This window comes from Pectobacterium atrosepticum, from assembly GCA_019056595.1.
GTDB lineage: Bacteria > Pseudomonadota > Gammaproteobacteria > Enterobacterales > Enterobacteriaceae > Pectobacterium > Pectobacterium atrosepticum.
The window spans coordinates 720,213-738,193 of the sequence record CP036163.1 but is presented as its reverse complement, the minus strand read 5'-3'; the positions used below and the strand labels follow the sequence as shown (position 1 = coordinate 738,193).

Below are 17,981 nucleotides of genomic sequence, written 5' to 3'. Positions count from 1 at the left end.
GTTACATGTAATAAAATAGGATTTAAACTAATAAATACAATGAGATGAAAATGTTCTGATCGTCCGATAGGCTATAAATACAAAAATGCCTTCGAGATATCAGACCAATGTAACCCTACTATCCTGTAAAGGAGTCACCATGAGTCTCGACATCAATCCGTCCTCCATCGCTACCAAAGGTAAACGGACATTCAGAAACCTGCGCTGGTGGATGCTGAGCCTGTTTCTGCTCGGCGTTACCGTTAACTACATCACGCGTAATTCGCTCGGTATTCTGGCACCAGAACTGAAAACCAGTATGGGCATCACCACCGAACAATATTCCTGGATTGTGGGTGCATTCCAGCTTGCATATACCATTTTTCAGCCGATTTGCGGCTGGCTGATCGATGTCATCGGTCTGAAAATAGGCTTTATGATCTGTGCGGTGATATGGGCGCTCATGTGCATACTCCACGCGGGAGCAGGAAGTTGGGTGCACCTTGCGATTCTACGCTTCTTTATGGGGGCGTCCGAAGCCGCTGCAACTCCGGCGAACGCCAAAACGCTGGGCGAATGGTTCCCTAAGAAAGAGCGACCGATTGCGGCAGGCTGGGCCGGAGTCGGTTTTTCAATCGGTGCGATGCTGGCACCGCCGATTATTGTCGTAGCGCATGTCTATCTGGGCTGGCAGGGCGCGTTTATGTTCACGGGTGCGCTGGCGCTGATGTGGGTAGTGCTGTGGTGGCTGTTCTACCATAACCCAGAAGAACACCCCAATTTAAGCCGTGAGGAGCTGGATTTCATCCGGCAGGACAATGAAGCTCCCCCTGTCAAATTGCCTTTCTTCACCGCACTGAAAACGGTCTCAAAAAATAAACGCTTTTATGGTATCGCGCTTCCGGCATTTATGGCGGAGCCCGCGTGGGCCGTACTCAGCTTTTGGGTGCCGCTCTATCTGGCGAATGAACGCGGTATGGACCTGAAACAGATCGCGATGTTCGCGTGGCTGCCGTTTCTTGCTGCCGATCTGGGCAGTATCGCCAGCGGTTACCTCACTCGGCTTTACGCCCGCTGGTTCGGCTGTTCACGCGTCAACTCGATTGTGGCCAGTTCGGTAACGGGCGCATTTCTGATGCTGTCACTGGCGCTGGTCGCCATCAGTAAAGATCCGTGGGTGGCGATTCTCCTTATTTCTATCGGTGGGTTCGGCCATCAGGTGATTTCCTGCATGTTGAGTGCACTGGTAGTGGAGTCGTTTGATAAAGGGCAGATGGCAACTGTGAACGGGATGCGTGGTTCGTTTGCGTGGATTGCCAGCTTTCTGTTCTCGCTGCTGATTGGCGTTACTGCCGACAAGATCGGGTTTAATCCGCTGTTTGTGGCGATGGGATTCTTCGATCTGATTGGTGCCGTCTTTCTGATTGCGTTTATTGCTGAACGCCGTGGGAAAACGCGCACGCAGGCATAACGGTTTATGCCGACCGTTTAAGAAGCGAGATACACGGAGCGACCCCGGGGTGAGGCTTTCCTACGGTAACCTCATCCCCGTGTTTCTCCTAACAATGGGCTTACGTGACCTGCATCAAGCGTAACGGCTGGTTTATTTTTTCCTGAAAAGGACGCTGTATGAAAACGTTGAAAAATTGGGTGTTTCGTCATCAGAGCACCGATCATGTTGAGCTGCTGGTGGACGACAGACATGTTTTTCGCCTGTACGTGCTTGAGCCTATGTTGGCCCGCGTGCTGATTAAACAGAATGGCGAACTGAGTCTGAACCGCACCTGGAGCATTGCGCCGCAGCAGGATGTTCCTTGGGAGGGGCGCAACCGTGAAAGTAGCGACGGTTTCAGCCTGCCGGGGTTTTCACTGGAACATCTGGACGACGTGCTGCGTATCAGCACCGCGCGGATGCGCATTACGATTCACCAGCCGCTGTGGCTGGCGTGGGAATATCGGGATGAGCAGGGCGAATGGCAGCCGTTTGCTGCTGACCGACCGACCAGTGCCTACCTGCTGAACCCACACGGCGAGGGCGTTGCGCACTATCAGCGCCGTTTCCCGACAGAGCGCTATTATGGTTTGGGTGAAAAAGCAGGCGATCTTGAACGTACTGGACGCCGATTTGAGTTTCGTAATCTGGATGCTATGGGCTACAACGCGGCGAGTACCGACCCGCTGTACAAGCATGTTCCTTTCACCATCACCCGGCGTGAGGATGTCAGCTTTGGTCTGTTCTACGATAACCTGAGCACGACATGGCTCGATCTCGGCAATGAAATCGATAATTATCATCTGGCGTATCGACGCTATCAGGCGGAGGCGGGCGATCTCGATTATTACCTGTTTATTGGGCCACGTGTGCTGGATGTGACAAAAGCCTTCGTGCGGCTGACGGGGAAAACGCTCTTTGGGCCAAAATGGAGTCTGGGCTACAGCGGTTCCACCATGCATTACACCGATGCACCCGATGCGCAGCAGCAGTTGATGAAATTTATTGCGCTGTGCCGTGAACACCATATTCCGTGTGATTCGTTTCAACTCTCGTCGGGCTACACGTCGATTAACAATAAGCGTTATGTGTTTAACTGGAACCACGACAAAGTCCCTCAACCTGAAGTGATGTCGCAGGCGTTCCACGATGCTGGCCTCAAGCTGGCGGCCAATATCAAACCCTGTTTACTGCAAGATCACCCGAAATACGATGAGGTGTCGGCGCAGGGGCTGTTTATCCGTGATTCCGAATCGGATGAGCCCGAACGTTCCAGCTTTTGGGACGACGAAGGTTCTCACCTTGATTTCACTAACCCCGCAACGGTGGCTTGGTGGCAGGAGAACGTCACTCGGCAACTGCTGGAGAAAGGCATCGACTCGACGTGGAATGACAACAACGAGTATGAAGTCTGGGATGGCGAAGCCCGTTGTCACGGGTTCGGCCAACCGATGGCGATCAAAAATATTCGTCCGCTGATGCCGCTGTTGATGATGCGCGCCTCGCTGGAAGCACAACAGCGCTTCGCCCCGACGTTGCGTCCTTATTTAATCTCTCGTTCCGGCTGTGCGGGAATGCAGCGCTATGTGCAGACCTGGAGCGGCGATAACCGCACCAACTGGCAGACGCTACGCTACAACACCCGAATGGGAGTAGGGATGAGTCTGTCCGGCTTGTTTAATGTTGGGCATGACGTCGGGGGGTTTTCTGGTGACAAGCCGGACGCCGAGCTTTTTGTGCGCTGGGTACAAAACGGGGTGATGCACCCGCGTTTCACCATCCACTCCTGGAATGATGACCATACGGTGAACGAACCGTGGATGTATCCCTCGGTAACGGCTGCAATACGCAGCGCGATTGAACTTCGCTATCGTCTTCTGCCGTATTTTTATACGTTGCTCTGGCAGGCCAGTGCGGACGATGAACCGATGCTGCGACCGACGTTCCTCGATCACGAACAGGATCGTGCGACGCTGGAGGAAACCGACGATTTCATGCTGGGGCGAGACATTCTGGTCGCCAGCGTGGTTGAACCAGAGCAGCGCCAGCGTACAGTCTATCTACCCGCGAATACGTCTGGCTGGTACGATTTTTATTCCGGCCAATGGTTCAGCGGTGGACAGACGATAGTGTTAGATGCACCGCTGGAACGCCTGCCGCTGCTGGTCAGAGCGGGAGCGATGATCCCGTTGTCGAGCCGAACGGCGTATGTCAGCCAACATGAAGACGAACAGCGCGAATTCCTGCTCTTTCCGCCTACCGCAGGCGGCACGGACAGTGGACTGCTGTTTGAAGATGATGGGGAAACGTGGCAATGGCGTGAAGGAAACGCGTTGTGGTTACGTTGGGAAATCCGCGCGGATAGCCAGCGGATTGACATCACGTTTACGTCAGAAGGACAGTATCAGCCAGCCTGGAAGTACGCGACGCTGCGCTTGCCAGCAGGCGAGCAGCGCAATTTGTACATTAATGGCGTTCGCACGGATACCTATCAACACCAATAGTCACCGCTATACCTATCGCTTCCTATTGCGCCCCGGACTTATTACCGGGGCGTTTTTTTTGTTATGCAGAATATGAATAATATCCGATTGGTTACTGTCAGGATAAAGAGATGTTAATGAAGTGAATGGGATATTAAATATAAAAAAGAGTTGTACTAATACCCTTAATAACAGCGGAACTACACAATAGTTTAAATAGTAAAAAAACGTTTTATAACAGTTAAAAAAATAGATACTTGGTAAGTAATAAGTTCGCGAATTATCAGCCGAAAAAATTAATAAAAACAAAACATGGCGGCTTCTGATTCCTTTGCGAACAGAGTTTTTATTTTAAGTGGAGTATTCACTATGAAGAATAGTCACCATGATTTATTTGCCGCTTTTACACTTCCCAACGGCGCTACGCTGAAAAACCGGGTTTTGATGGCTCCCATGACCACCTGTAGTGGGTTTTACGATGGGAGCGTGACCAAAGAACTGGTGGAATATTATCAGGCCAGAGCAGGCAGCATCGGCACCGTGATTGTAGAGTGCTGTTTTATTGATGATAAAGGGTTGGCCTTTCCTGGCGCGATAGGGATCGACAACGACGACAAAATTGCCGGGCTGACCAAAATTGCGACGGCGATTAAAGAAAAAGGCTCGACGGCGATCCTGCAAATTTATCACGGCGGCCGTATGGTCGAACCGCGTTTTATTGGCGGTGCGACGCCGGTTGCTCCTAGCGCCATTGCTGCACCGCGTGCGGGTGCCATCGTTCCGGTCGCGTTGTCAGGCGATGAAGTCGAAGCCATGATCGGAAAGTTTGGCGCTGCCGTCCATCGTGCCATTCAGGCGGGGTTTGATGGCGTGGAAATACACGGCGCCAACACCTACCTGATTCAACAGTTCTATTCTCCCCACTCTAATCAACGCTCAGATCAATGGGGCGGCAGTCGTGACAAACGCGCGGCGTTTCCGCTTGCCGTTCTGGATATCGCCCACGAGGTAGCCGATAAATACGCCGATCCTGCGTTCATTATCGGTTATCGCTTCTCACCAGAAGAGATTGAAGAGCCGGGTATTCATTTTGATGATTCGATCTATCTGCTGGAAAAACTGGCGGCGCGCGGGCTGGATTATGTCCACTTCTCTATGGGGAATATCCTGCGCTCGTCCATTATCGAGACAAATGATCCGACGCCACTGATTAAAAAATATGTTGCTCGTCGTTCTGCGACATTAGCAGCTATTCCGGTTATTGGCGTAGGCGATATCGTCAATCAAGCAGACGCCGATGCGGCGTTAGAAAATGGTTATGACCTGATTGCTGTTGGCAGAGCCTGTATTGCTTATCCCGATTGGACGGATTGCATTGCCGAGCAGAAAAAACTCGATCTTTATATTGCCAGCGATAAACGTGAAGCACTCATGATCCCCGAGCCGCTGTGGCGTTTTTCATTAGTCGAAGCCATGATTCGGGACGTGAATTTAACCGGCAAGAAATTTAAATCTGGGGTGTATCAGGAAAACGTTCAGGACGAATGTGGCGAATTGCAGATTACTGTCCATTTTGAGCAGAATCGGGTCGCTGATATTGCGTTGGATAATTGTGATATCGATGATTCACTGAAAATCAGTTTTGAAATTATCCGTGAACGTATTTTGGATACCAATAGCCCACACGTTGACGCCGTAACGGGCGCAACAGCGCAGAGTGAGGCGATCAAAAAAGCCGTCACCAAGGCGATGGTGAAATCGAGCAAAGACGCCATTATTGCCGATGGTGGTAATCCGAATGCACGCCGCGAAGCGGACGTTGTGGTGATTGGCAGCGGCGGCGCGGGGCTGGCGGCGGCAATTCAGGCTAGCGAAGAGGGCGCTCGCGTTATCGTCATTGAAAAGATGCCAGTCATCGGCGGCAATACCATCAAGGCCTCTGCCGGGATGAACGCGGCGGGAACGGTCTTCCAGCAAAACAGAGGTATCGAAGATAGCCACGCGCTGTTCTATAACGAAACCCTGAAAAGTGGAAAGCAGAAGAACAACCCGACGTTGGTGCAATATTTCGTCGATCATGCGTCGGATGCGATTAACTGGCTGGCGCAGCACGATATTGAACTGAGCGACATCACCACGACGGGCGGTATGAGCGTGGACAGAACGCATCGGCCTGCCAACGGCGCAGCAGTGGGGGGCTATCTGGTCAGCGGACTGATTAAAAACCTCAATAAATACAATATTGAGGTCCTGCTGGAAACGTCGGTGACGGAGATTGTGCAAGATAAGGGCAAAGTGACCGCCGTCAAAGTCGTTAATGACGAACAGGAAGAAAGCCTGATTACGACAAAAGCGGTGATTGTTGCCACGGGCGGTTTCAGCGCGAATCAGGCGATGGTGGAGTCGTACCGTCCAGACCTGAAAGGGTTTGTCACGACCAACCACAAAGGCGCAACGGGCGGCGGGATTCGTCTGTTGGAGCAGATTGGCGCGGATACGGTGGACATGGGCGAAATTCAAACCCACCCAACGGTTGAACAGACGACCTCTTATCTGATCTCCGAATCCATTCGCGGCGGTGGTGCTATTTTGGTGTCACAGCGTGGAGAACGCTTCTTCAACGAGATGGAAACACGCGATAACGTCTCGTCAGCCATTGTTAACTTGCCGGAAGAATACGCGTACATCCTGTTCGATGAACAGGTGAGAAACCGCAATCGGGCGGTTGAAGAATACGTCGCCCAAGGGCTGACCGTCAGCGCCAGCAGCGTCACCGAACTGGCCGACAAGCTCGACATGCCGCAGGTTGCGTTGCAAGCCACGTTCGAACGCTACAATACCTTTATTGCAGGGAAACACGATGAAGACTTTGGTCGTTCAACGGGCATGCGCGATCCGCTGAATCAAGCACCTTACTACGCCATTAAAGTCGCGCCGGGTGTACACCACACGATGGGTGGGGTGACGATTAATGAGAAAGCGGAAGTGTTGAATCGACATAAAGAGACAATCTCCGGTGCTTATGCGGCAGGAGAAGTGGTGGGGGGGATTCACGGTGCGAACCGCATTGGCGGCAACGCCGTAGCGGATATCATCATCTTCGGCATTCAGGCGGGGATTCAGGCGGCGGCTTATGCGAATTCACCGCGCCATTCTGGCATTTTTCCTACCAAGGCGCGTAAAGCCAAGTTTGTGACATCTATGGCTAAAACGGCTGAAAAACAGTCTGTTATGATAGAAGAATAGCGCTACTGGCGAGCGTATGAAAAGGCGCTCGCCATTTTCCACCGTTTCCTCTCAGTACCTCCTTCGTTCATGGGAATCCCCTTATGCCTTCTGTCGATAACGCTTACGTCTATTCCGTACATCTGATGGGCAGTCCCATTCTGCTTAAACTGTTTACCCATGATGAAACCGCGGTCAGGCAGGTATTTCAGCGTATCAAGCAGCTCGAAGACGTACTCACTGTTAATCGAGCACAGTCGGAAGTGATGAGCATCAACCACGCAGCGGGAAAAGATTATGTTTCGGTCAGCCCGGTTGTTTTTGAATTGATTAAACGTGCCAAAACGGTGAGCTTGATTGAAAACAGCGGTTTTAACGTGGCGATTGGCCCCGTCGTCAAATTATGGAAAATTGGCTTTAGCGGCTGCACGGTGCCTGATGAAGAATCGATACATCGGGCGCTGCTATTAACGCATCCCGAGCGTATTATCCTCAGAGAGCAAGACTGCGCCGTGTTATTAGAAAACGCAGGAATGGAGATCGATCTGGGTGCGATTGCGAAAGGGTATATTGCCGATATCGTCAGGGACGTCCTGCGTCAACACGCTATTCAGGATGCACTGATTAATCTGGGTGGTAATGTACTGGCTATCGGCAGTGCGTTGACGGATGAGCAAGGGCTATGGAGTGTCGGGTTGCAGAAACCTTTTGCGGACCGCGATAGTCTGCTCGGTGTGATTAAGGTGAAGAATAAATCCGTGGTGACCTCCGGTGTTTATGAGCGATTTTTTACCGTGGACGATCGTATCTATCACCATATTCTCGATCCCCAGACGGGTTACCCGCTAGATAATGAGCTGCACAGCGTGACGGTTATCTCGAACGACTCTCTCGACGGTGATACCTACACCACCTTACTCTATGGCATGGGCGTGAGCGCAGGCATTCACTTTCTAAAGAATCTGCAAGATATTGAAGCTGTTTTTGTGACGAAGAATAAAGAGATAATCTTTTCTTCGCAGCGGCACTATCGGTTTGAATTGCTGGATGAGGATTATTTGGTGACTATGTTGTAGTTATCGTTATTCTAAAATAGACAAATAGATGGCCAAGAAAAATCGGCCATCCATTTTTAGTAATACTATTAATCGATGTGTATTTTTAATTGTTAACAGTGATCGTCGGGTCCCATTGGAAATAACCAAAAAGCTCCTGCGTCCCCCCATTTGGGCGATAGTACAACCCGAATTGCACTTGATAGTTTTCTTTGCCTTTCTGGTTGATATCCGCCTGAATGAACCAGTAAGATTGATCGGTATACGTTACTGGAAAAGGACCGTTCTGCGCTGGCAGCATTGAGGTCTTTGTGTACATTTTAAAGGTTGGGCTGGTAAATACATCTTGCCCACCAAATTTTGGTAAACCATAAATCAACACACTGGAGTCAAAGTTCCCCGATTCTGATGTTCCGGTCCAGCGAATCACATCACCAACATTGGCGCTGATATTAAGATCGGCTGTGCCTGAACCACTAATGGCCGATTCAGAAGCGACAACCATATACGAATATTGATGGCCAATAGGGGTCGGGCTTTTTTCATTTTTGCTGGGGTTTTTACCTGTAAAATCATTAATAATGCTATCCGTATCAATAACAACAATGATGTTGATAATACTATTACTGGATTTGAAACTAGATGCATCAGCGTTACTCATAATGACCTCGTTTTAAAATGATAGGTAAATATATTATTTAACTAAACGTTAAATAATTAGCGTGTAAATTTTTTGTGGAAAAATAAAATACGGCTCGACTGGCGCGCAGGTAAATAATAGATGAAGATTTGTTTTTTGCGTTCTGCTTTATTATTTATCATTCTTTTGATTTGACAGGATTTATTTTTTAATACATCTGTAATTAATTCACTATTCCTTTGTTATTTAATGAGTATTATGCATTTGTGTTTTTTATGGATAAATGATAAAAATTCAATATTTTTAAATATATAGTTATTAATGTTAGGGGTTGCTTTTTGTATGGGATTTTATTCTGCACAAACATACTTTTCCATGCATATTATTTTGTATGCATTAATTCAATTATTATATTTTATCTATGAAGGATGATCGTACTGACGATCTTCTTTTGGGGATGGGGAAATAACAATGCGCTCCTTTTCAAGAGCGCATTGTTGAAACACCGTTAGCGGTGAGAACTTATTTCAGTTCCAGCTCGTTCATCGCGGCGATGCTGAAGCCGCCGTCAACGTGCAGGACTTCACCGGAGATACCGGCGGCCAGATCGGAACACAGGAACGCAGCAGAGTTGCCTACGTCTTCAGTGGTAACGACACGGCGGATTGGCGTAACGGCTTCACAATGAGACAACATTTTCTTGAAGTCTTTGATGCCAGATGCAGCCAGTGTACGGATCGGGCCAGCAGAGATGGCGTTGACGCGCACGCCCTGAGCACCCATAGCATTTGCCATGTAACGTACGTTCGCTTCCAGAGAGGCTTTTGCCAGACCCATCACGTTGTAGTTAGGGATGGCACGCTCAGCACCCAGATAGGACAGGGTAACCAGCGCAGAGTTCGGGTTCAGCATCTTACGGCAGGCTTTCGCCATCGCGACGAAGCTGTAAGAGCTGATGTCGTGAGAAATGCTGAAGCCTTCACGGGTAACAGCATCAACGTAGTCACCGTCCAGTTGGTCGCCCGGTGCGTAAGCAATGGAATGCACGAAGCCATCAAAGTTCGGCCATACGTTAGCCAGTTCGGTAAACAGTGCTTCGATGCTGGCATCTTCCGCGACATCACACGGCAGAACGATGCTGGAACCCAGCTCGCTGGCAAAGCCTTCAATGCGTGTTTTCAATTTGTCGTTCTGATACGTGAACGCCAGTTCGGCACCTTCACGTTGCATTGCTTTTGCAATACCGTAGGCAATAGAACGGTTGCTGGCAACACCTGTTACCAGAATGCGCTTACCGGTAAGAAAACCCATAGCAGTAATCCTTGTGATCATTGTTGCTGCGATCGCCACTTCTGTGCCTGTAAACATACGTGGCAAGTGACGACCGAGATGAATAAACCGCGCAATTCTACCATGTTGGGGACGGTAGGGGTACTCCGAGCAGTTGTCGTAGTGCGCGAAGATTAACGTTGTGCGCCGTCTCGTCGCCAGGCATCGGCGCTGAGCGCTTCGCCGAAGTGGCTGGCAATCAAACGTTTCGTCAGGTCATGGAGCGGGGCGGACAACACATCGGCAGTACTGCCGCGTTCGACCACTTCGCCTGCCTGCATCACCAGAATCTGGTCGCTGATGTGCTTCATCATGCCCAGATGCTGCGTCACGTAAATATAAGAGATACCGTGCTTTTCCTGTAACTCCAGCATCAGATTGATAATCTGTGACCGCATAGACATATCCAGCGAAGCCAGCGCTTCATCGGCAACAATCACTTTCGGTTGCAGAATGAGCGCACGCGCCAGACCGACGCGCTGTTTTTGCCCCGGCGCGAGCGCGTGCGGATAGTAATAAGCGTGATCGGGCCGTAACCCGACCTGCTGTAGCGCCTGATTAATCGCTCTTTCGCGCGCTTCGGCGCTGAGGTCGGTATTTAGCCGCAGCGGAACATCCAATAGTTGCCCGATACGCTGACGCGGGTTGAGCGCATTGCTCGCATCCTGAAAAATCATGCGGATGCGCTGGCTGCGGTAGCCATAATCGCCGTAATGCAGCGGATGATCATCGATAACCAGCTCACCGGACGTCGGAGCGATCATGCCTGACAGCATTTTGGCCAGCGTCGATTTCCCCGAACCGTTCTCACCGATGATGGCGAGCGTCTGGCGTTCACGTAGCGTAAAGCTGACGGACTTCACCGCCTCAACATGCTGACGACGAAACAGCCCGGTTCGGTAGCGGAACGTCTTAGTTAGGTTGCGGGCTTCAAGCAGCATCTCAACCATTACGGCTCCTCCATGTTAAGTGGGAAGTGGCAGGCATATAAGTGGTTCTTCACGGAGAGCAGCGGCGGCGTTTGCATACACTGTTTTTGTGAATAAGGGCAGCGCGGGCCGAGTCGGCAGCCAATCGGCAGGTGTTCCAGTGAGGGGATCGCGCCGTTCAGGGTATTTAACCGGCTTTTGTGTGGCAGTGAGCGGCCGAAATCTGGCATTGCGCGGATCAGCGCCTGCGTATAAGGATGATGCGGCGCGGTGATCAAATCTTCACAGGTAGCGCTCTCTACTGTTTGTCCGCAGTAAAGCACGTTAATCCGGTCTGCCCATTTACTCATGGTTTGTAGGTCATGGCTGATGAGCAGAATCGTGGTGTTATTGTTTTGGTTTAGGCGCGATAGCAGGCGGAAAATCTGCGCCTGCGTGGTGGATTCCATCGCGTTGGTCGGTTCATCGGCAATCAGCAGACGCGGCTGGTTCGCCAGCGCGATGGCAATCATCACTTTCTGACACTCGCCATCGCTTAGTTCATAGGGATAACTGCCCATGATGTCTTTGTGATCTTTAATCCCGACGCGGTGCAGCAATTCGATAGCGCGGCGCTTGCGCCAGTTAAATCGCTGCCACCAGCGGCCTTTATACGTCCAGCCGGGAATTGCCTGCACCAACTGCCGACCCACACTTTCGGACGGATCGAGACAGGATTGCGGCTCCTGAAAAATCATGGAAACGTTATGGCCGACCAGTTTACGCCGCTCGCGCGACGACAGTTGCAGCAGGTCGATATCATCAAAGCGGAAGCGGTCGGCGGTCACGCGCCAGTTATCTTTGGTGATCCCACAGATGGCTTTAGCGATCAGGCTTTTTCCTGAGCCTGATTCGCCCACCAGCCCGCGAATCTCTCCTTCGCTCAGCGTCATACTGACGCGATCGACGGCTTTTACGGCGCCGTCGGCGGTCAGAAACTCAATCGTCAGGTTACGGATATCAAGTAATGGCATAGGGAGTCGTCGCCTCTTATTCCGTTTCCGCGACGAGCGCGCGGCGGATGCCGTCGCCCAGCAGATTGACGATTAACACGCTCAGCGCGATAGCCGCACCGGGCAGCATCACGGTCCACGGCGCGGCATAAACCAGCTCCAGTGAGTTACCGAGCAGGGCACCCCATTCGGTGGTTGGTAGCTGTGCGCCTAAATCGAGAAAACCCAGCGCAGCGATATCCAAAATAGCGATCGACAACGCGCGGGTAAACTCGGAAACCAGCAGCGCAGCAATATTCGGTAAGACGACGTACCAGACAAGATAAAACGTTGAGGCACCGTCAAGACGGGCGGCGATCACGTATTCTTTGTCCATTTCATCGTGTACGGCGTTGTAGATAGTGCGCACCATGCGTGGCAACAGCGCCAGCCAGACGGCGAGCATTGCGTGTTCGAGCTTAGGGCCCATAAAGGCAATCACCACAATCGCCAGCAACAGCGACGGTATCGACAGCAGTGTATCCAAAATATGATTGAGCATCGCCGAACGCAGCCCGCGCGTGACGCCAGCAAAGACACCCAGCACGATGCCGCACAGCGCCGCCGCGTAGGTGACGATGAGCGACGCACCGACGGTGGGGGCCGCACCGCTCAATAGGCGGCTTAGCTGGTCGCGCCCTAAATCATCGGTGCCGAGAAAGAACGACACTTCGCCGTAGTGCGACCAGGAAGGGGGCAGCAGTTGATAGCCCAAAAATTGCTGGTCAACTTCATAAGGCGCAAGAAATTTGCCGAACAGGCACAGGCCGATCAGGATCAGAAAACCGTACAGCCCGACCATCGCCAGCATATCTTGATGGAATGCCCGCCAGGTATCGCCCAGTCGGCTAGGCAGCCGCTTTTCGCTATAGACGTTATCGTAGGGCATACCATTCCTTGTGTTTCAACGGATTTGCCATAGCACCCCAAATATCGGACAGGATATTGACCGTGATGACCATCGCGCCGACCACCATTACGCCCGCAGAAATCGCGGCGAAATCCTGCTGACGAATAGCATTCACCAGCCAGCGACCCACGCCCGGCCAATTAAAGACCACTTCGGTAATCATCGTCAGCGTCAGCATCGTGGAAAATTGTAACCCTAGCTTGGGGATAATCGGTGGCAGCGCGTTGTGAATCAGGTGGCGACGAATGATCGTAAAGCGCGAAAGCCCACGGGTTGCCGCCGCTTTAATGTAATTTTTGCTGATAATGTCCGTGGTGCTGACGCGCATTAGGCGAATCACCTCGGTGGTCGGCCCGACGGCCAGCACGGTAATTGGCAAAATCAGGTGGCGTATGGCGCTGGCGATCATTTCACCCCGATGCGGTGAATCTGACAGCCAGGCATCAATCAGCGCAAAGCCGGTCACGGTTTTAACCTGATAGAGCAGATCGAAGCGGCCTGAAACCGGCAGCCAGCCGAGATGCAGCGAGAAGAATAGCGTCAACAGCAGCGCCAGCCAGAACACCGGCAGGGAAAAGCCGATCAGTGCCAGCGTGCTGATCACGATGTCCGCGCTGCGATTCTGCATCACGCCTGCGGTAATCCCCAGCGGAATACCGACCAGCAGCGAGAGCGCAAACGCCAGCAGACAAAGCTCGATCGTGGCTGGGAACACTTCTTTCAGCAGTTCGCTGATGGCCTGCCCGTTAATGCTGGAACGACCGAAATCGCCCTGAAGCAGGCTGGTGAGGTAGAAATGATAGGCATCAAACAACGCTGCGCCATTGAGCGGGGCGTTAGGCGTGTAGTAGCTGAGGCTGAAGCCAACCAGCGTCAGCAGTGACAATGTCACGAACAATAACACCAGACGTCGCAAGGTAAAAATAATCACGGCTGTGCTTCCTCCACGGTTTCCGGTGCAGGGGGCTTCTGCTGCGCTTGTTGATCCTCGCGGAATACGCCTGCGAACGAGGCATTGCCGAACGGGCTCAATACCAGCCCTTTCATGTCGTAGCGGTAGGCGAGTAATCGCAATGATGACGCTAGCGGTAGAACGGGTAATTGTTCTGCCAGAATGCGCTGTGCCTGCTGATAATAGTCAATCCGCTTAGAGAGCTGCTGTGACGAGAGCGCGTTTTGTAGCACTTCATCAAAGGTAGGATCGCACCAGTGTGCGTAGTTGCTCTGAGAACGAATCGCCGCGCAGCTTAACAACGGTCGGAAAAAACTGTCCGGGTCGTTACTGTCCGTTGCCCAACCTGCCAGTGTTAAATCGTGACTGAGTTCCATCAGTCGTGCTTCCTGAAAGCGGCCTTCTACCGGCACGATGGTGACGGTGACGCCAATTTGCGCCAGATCGGCCTGTATCAGCTCTGCCGTTTTCAGCGGACTGGGGTTGTAGGATTGAGAGGTGCTGGGCACCCACAGGCGAAGGTTTAGGTTAGTCAGCCCCAGTTCCTGCAAGATTTGTCGCGCTTTCTGCGGGTTATATTCCGTAACCTGCGATTCATTGTCGTACGCCCACGAGGCCCGGGGCAGAATAGAGGCGGCGGTTTCCGCCGTGCCGTAATAGATTGACTGCATCAGCCTGTCGTTATTGATCGCCAGCGCGATGGCTTCTCGCACGCGGCGATCGTCCAGCGGCGGTTTTCGTACGTTGAAGGCTAAATAGGCGACGTTCATGCCGGGACGTAGCGACAGACGCAGACGCGGGTCATTACGCAGGATGGTCAACTGGCTGGCCGCCGGATAAGCGAGAACATCACATTCGCCCGTCAACAGCTTGGATAGGCGACCCGTACCGCCGGAACCGAGATCGATAACCACCTGCGGCATACGTGGCAAACCGCGCCAATAATCAGCGTTGCGCGTCAGCCGGATATATTGCCCGTTGCGGTATTCATTGAGCATATAAGGCCCGGTGCCGACCGGTTCGCGATCCAGCATCTCCTTTTTATCCTCTTTCGCCAGACGTTGGGCATATTCATCGGACAGAATCGGGGCGTAATGCGTAGCCAGATGCCACAAGAAAGAGGCATCTGGGCTGTTCAGGCGGATTTCAATGCTGTACTCGCCCAGCTTGCGAATACTTTGCACTGAATCGGCAAATTGCAGGCTGTCGAAATAGGGATATTCGCCGCCGTTGACATCATGATACGGGTGTTTTTTATCCAGCATGCGCTGGAAACTGAATATCACGTCGTCGGCATTCATCATGCGGGTCGGGCTGAACCAGTCGGTACTCTGGAATGGCACATCGTGGCGCAGGTAGAAACGGTACGTCGAACCGTTATCTAACACGTCCCAACGCTGCGCCAGTTCCGGCATCAGGCGATAAGTATAAGGATCGACATCCAGCAGGCGATCGTAAAGCTGCGCCGCCAGCGTATCAATCGTAACGCCGCTGCGTGCCATCTGCGGGTTAAACGTGTTTAGGACATCATTGACGCAATAGACAAAACCGCTCTGGCGAATATTTTCCAGTGGAGCAGGTGGCGTTAGCACGGACTGCGGTGCGGCCAGTGCAGGCAAAGCCAGCCAGGTGAATGCCAGTGCGAAACAGGTTTTTCCGAACATACGGGATTTTTCAGTCAATACGATTATAGAGAGAGTGTATCGTACTCTTGGCATCCTCCCCACTCTTGTTGTGTGCGTCTGGCTAATTTTCAATCGCTAACACTGAGCCTGCTACGTCTTATTGATTTCAGCCACCACGTTTCTGACTATAGTTGGCGTTTTCTTAATCATATCTACCAAGGCTCGCAGGCTGGCGGGCATATGGCGATTGGCGGGAAAATAAAGACACAGACCGGGGATAGGAGGACTCCAAGGCTCCAGCACCGTCACCAACCTGCCATCATCCAGCGCCGCCCGCGCGTGAACTTCAGGAACATAAGCAATCCCTAATCCTTGTATAGCGGCACACACCATTAACGGTGAGCTGTTTAGTGTCAGCGTGCCGGGAACATCAAGAGCAACGTCCTGCCCATGGCGGGAAAACTCCCAGCGATAACGTCTTCCACTGGGTAATCTTTGGCGAATACATTGGTGTTGCACCAGATCATCTGGCACTGATGGAGCAGGATGTTTCATCAGATATGCAGGGGATGCCACCGCCAGAAAACGCATATCATTACCAAAACGTATTGCCACCATATCTCTAGGAACATCTTCTGCTAGCCGAATGCCTGCATCAAACCCCTCAGCGACAATATCCACCAGCCTTCCATCGACGACCAAATCTAGAACCACGCTGGGGTAACGTGCCTGATAGCTGGGCACCACGGTATGCAGCAAGAGACGAATAGCCTCTTCACCCCCGTTAATACGTAGACTACCGATCGGTTGCCCCTGCGTGTCAGCTACCTCTTCCAACGCCTGTTCCAGTCCGTTGAGATGGGGTCGCATCCGTTGTAATAATTGCTCCCCAGCTTCTGTCAGTGCCACGCTGCGTGTGGTGCGGTGCAGCAGCCGGACACCAAGACGTTCTTCCAACCCACAAATGGCATGGCTTAGCGTGGATCGGGTAACACCGGATAGATCCGCTGCGCGTCGAAAACTACGTTGATCAGCCACCGCAATAAACGCTTTCAGATCAGAGAGTGTTGGTGTTTTCATTGGTGATTTTATTTCACCTCTTCGTGCTATTTGTTGAGTCTTATCATGCTAACCATGTTGCCATAATCTGTGATTGCGGATTAATGATTTTTTGTGGAGAACAGCAATGAATGTAAAAACGTGGTTTATTACCGGTACGTCCACCGGATTAGGGAGGGTGATGACAGAGCGCCTGCTGGCACGGGGTGACCGAGTATTTGCCACACTGCGCAGTCCAGGAGCCTTGGACGAATTGTTGGCGGAATATGGCGAACAACTGCACATCCTGTTGTTGGACGTAACCGATACCGCAGCAATACGCAGAGCCGTGCAAACAGCATTTGATCGTGCTGGCCATATTGATGTGTTGGTGAGTAATGCCGGATACGGCCTGTTCGGCGCAGCGGAAGAGGTCAGTGATACGCAGATAGACAGGCAGATTTCTACCAATCTCACCGGCTCCATTCAGTTTATTCGTGCCGCGGTGCCGTATCTGCGTCGTCAGGGGGGCGGGCGTATTGTTCAGGTATCGTCAGAAGGCGGCCAAATTGCTTGGCCAAATTTCAGTCTGTACCACGCTACCAAATGGGGTATTGAAGGATTCATTGAATCTGTCGCGCAGGAAGTGGCTCCTTTCGGGATTGATTTTCTGATAGCGGAACCTGGACCTACTGATACGAATTTCGCCAGCGGGGTGGATATTGCCCAGCAGATGGACTGTTACGATGATACACCGGCTGGTGATGTACGCAGGGGGTTGGTAGATGGCAGTATTGCCATCCTAGGTGACGCGGCTAAAACGGCAGAGGCCATTATTGCTGCTGCGGATGCAGATACTCCACCTTTCCGCCTGGCACTCGGCAGCAAGGCATACCACTCGATCCGCGATGCGCTGAACACTCGGATCCAGATCCTGGAGGAAACCAGAACGGTAGCGCTGAGTGTAGATAAGGATTTGTGACATAAAGAGAAATTATGCTAGCTATGGTTTTCTCGACGGTGACTATGGTTGAATTTTAGCCTTAGCGTGCAATATCATCCATTTCCCAAACAGAGTCCCGAGTAGAGATGGATACACGGGCAAGAACCCTATAGTCAGTATGGAAATGAGAAAAATTCTCAACAAAGTACTTTACAGATGATACTGATAACTATTATCATTATTCTCGCACTTCAGCAGTGGCTCCTCGCAGACACTGAAGGAGAGCACGACATTGCTCACATTGCTTCCAGTATTATTTTAGCCAGCCTACGTGCTGGCTTTTTTTTGCC

13 protein-coding genes and 1 pseudogene are annotated in these 17,981 nt (G+C 51.8%); 5 read left to right on the top strand and 9 right to left on the bottom strand.

Annotated features, from left to right (window positions below):
• Positions 1 to 139: 139 nt before the first annotated feature.
• The 4 genes from DCX48_03930 to DCX48_03915 all read left to right on the top strand — a co-directional run bounded on the left by DCX48_03930 (position 140) and on the right by DCX48_03915 (position 8,255).
• Positions 140 to 1,450 (top strand): MFS transporter, encoded by a 1,311-nt coding sequence (locus DCX48_03930; GenBank protein ID QXE13729.1) that lies wholly within the window; start codon positions 140 to 142, stop codon positions 1,448 to 1,450.
• A 158-nt stretch (positions 1,451 to 1,608) separates the two neighbouring features.
• On the top strand, positions 1,609 to 3,975 hold the full coding sequence (locus DCX48_03925) for a glycoside hydrolase family 31 protein (GenBank protein ID QXE13728.1): 2,367 nt from the start codon (positions 1,609 to 1,611) through the stop codon (positions 3,973 to 3,975).
• Positions 3,976 to 4,323: 348 nt separating this feature from the next.
• Positions 4,324 to 7,200, top strand: coding sequence for a flavocytochrome c (locus DCX48_03920; protein QXE13727.1), 2,877 nt, complete (start codon positions 4,324 to 4,326; stop codon positions 7,198 to 7,200).
• 83 nt (positions 7,201 to 7,283) lie between these two features.
• Complete coding sequence (locus tag DCX48_03915; GenBank protein QXE13726.1) at positions 7,284 to 8,255, top strand: FAD:protein FMN transferase; 972 nt, start codon at positions 7,284 to 7,286, stop codon at positions 8,253 to 8,255.
• A gap of 85 nt (positions 8,256 to 8,340) precedes the next feature.
• On the opposite strand, the gene DCX48_03910 is transcribed toward DCX48_03915, so the two are convergent.
• From DCX48_03910 to DCX48_03875, 8 genes are all read right to left on the bottom strand, one after another.
• Complete coding sequence (locus tag DCX48_03910; protein QXE13725.1) at positions 8,341 to 8,895, bottom strand: hypothetical protein; 555 nt, start codon at positions 8,893 to 8,895, stop codon at positions 8,341 to 8,343.
• A 501-nt stretch (positions 8,896 to 9,396) separates the two neighbouring features.
• A complete protein-coding gene (gene fabI, locus DCX48_03905) occupies positions 9,397 to 10,185 on the bottom strand; it encodes an enoyl-ACP reductase FabI (protein ID QXE13724.1) in 789 nt (262 codons plus the stop codon).
• A gap of 152 nt (positions 10,186 to 10,337) precedes the next feature.
• Positions 10,338 to 11,153 (bottom strand): peptide ABC transporter ATP-binding protein SapF, encoded by an 816-nt coding sequence (gene sapF / locus DCX48_03900; protein QXE13723.1) that lies wholly within the window; start codon positions 11,151 to 11,153, stop codon positions 10,338 to 10,340.
• A complete protein-coding gene (sapD, locus tag DCX48_03895; protein QXE13722.1) occupies positions 11,153 to 12,145 on the bottom strand; it encodes a peptide ABC transporter ATP-binding protein SapD in 993 nt (330 codons plus the stop codon). The genes sapF and sapD overlap by 1 nt, the downstream gene beginning before the upstream one ends.
• A gap of 16 nt (positions 12,146 to 12,161) precedes the next feature.
• Positions 12,162 to 13,052: a peptide ABC transporter permease SapC gene (gene sapC, locus DCX48_03890; GenBank protein ID QXE13721.1), complete on the bottom strand. Its 891-nt coding sequence runs from the start codon at positions 13,050 to 13,052 to the stop codon at positions 12,162 to 12,164.
• On the bottom strand, positions 13,039 to 14,004 hold the full coding sequence (gene sapB, locus DCX48_03885) for a peptide ABC transporter permease SapB (GenBank protein QXE13720.1): 966 nt from the start codon (positions 14,002 to 14,004) through the stop codon (positions 13,039 to 13,041). The genes sapC and sapB overlap by 14 nt, the downstream gene beginning before the upstream one ends.
• Positions 14,001 to 15,689 (bottom strand): peptide ABC transporter substrate-binding protein SapA, encoded by a 1,689-nt coding sequence (gene sapA / locus DCX48_03880; GenBank protein QXE13719.1) that lies wholly within the window; start codon positions 15,687 to 15,689, stop codon positions 14,001 to 14,003. Before sapA ends, sapB begins: the two co-directional genes overlap by 4 nt.
• Before the next feature lie 111 nt (positions 15,690 to 15,800).
• Entirely contained in the window at positions 15,801 to 16,742 is a 942-nt protein-coding gene (locus tag DCX48_03875) for a LysR family transcriptional regulator (GenBank protein QXE13718.1), read from the bottom strand.
• Positions 16,743 to 16,836: 94 nt separating this feature from the next.
• Here DCX48_03875 and DCX48_03870 point away from each other — a divergent pair, with 94 nt between their 5' ends.
• A complete protein-coding gene (locus tag DCX48_03870) occupies positions 16,837 to 17,670 on the top strand; it encodes an SDR family oxidoreductase (protein QXE13717.1) in 834 nt (277 codons plus the stop codon).
• Positions 17,671 to 17,869: 199 nt separating this feature from the next.
• Here DCX48_03870 and DCX48_03865 read toward each other — a convergent pair.
• A pseudogene (locus DCX48_03865) lies at positions 17,870 to 17,932 on the bottom strand (hypothetical protein).
• Positions 17,933 to 17,981: the final 49 nt, after the last annotated feature.

Excerpts from the sequence above, each read along its gene's own strand:
- sapD (QXE13722.1), bottom strand. The coding sequence starts at position 12,145 with ATGCCATTACTTGATATCCGTAACCTGACGATTGAGTTTCTGACCGCC.
- fabI (QXE13724.1), bottom strand. The coding sequence starts at position 10,185 with ATGGGTTTTCTTACCGGTAAGCGCATTCTGGTAACAGGTGTTGCCAGC.
- DCX48_03910 (QXE13725.1), bottom strand. The coding sequence starts at position 8,895 with ATGAGTAACGCTGATGCATCTAGTTTCAAATCCAGTAATAGTATTATC.
- DCX48_03870 (QXE13717.1), top strand. The coding sequence starts at position 16,837 with ATGAATGTAAAAACGTGGTTTATTACCGGTACGTCCACCGGATTAGGG.
- DCX48_03925 (QXE13728.1), top strand. The coding sequence starts at position 1,609 with ATGAAAACGTTGAAAAATTGGGTGTTTCGTCATCAGAGCACCGATCAT.
- DCX48_03930 (QXE13729.1), top strand. The coding sequence starts at position 140 with ATGAGTCTCGACATCAATCCGTCCTCCATCGCTACCAAAGGTAAACGG.
- sapF (QXE13723.1), bottom strand. The coding sequence starts at position 11,153 with ATGGTTGAGATGCTGCTTGAAGCCCGCAACCTAACTAAGACGTTCCGC.
- sapA (QXE13719.1), bottom strand. The coding sequence starts at position 15,689 with ATGTTCGGAAAAACCTGTTTCGCACTGGCATTCACCTGGCTGGCTTTG.
- DCX48_03920 (QXE13727.1), top strand. The coding sequence starts at position 4,324 with ATGAAGAATAGTCACCATGATTTATTTGCCGCTTTTACACTTCCCAAC.
- sapC (QXE13721.1), bottom strand. The coding sequence starts at position 13,052 with ATGCCCTACGATAACGTCTATAGCGAAAAGCGGCTGCCTAGCCGACTG.
- DCX48_03915 (QXE13726.1), top strand. The coding sequence starts at position 7,284 with ATGCCTTCTGTCGATAACGCTTACGTCTATTCCGTACATCTGATGGGC.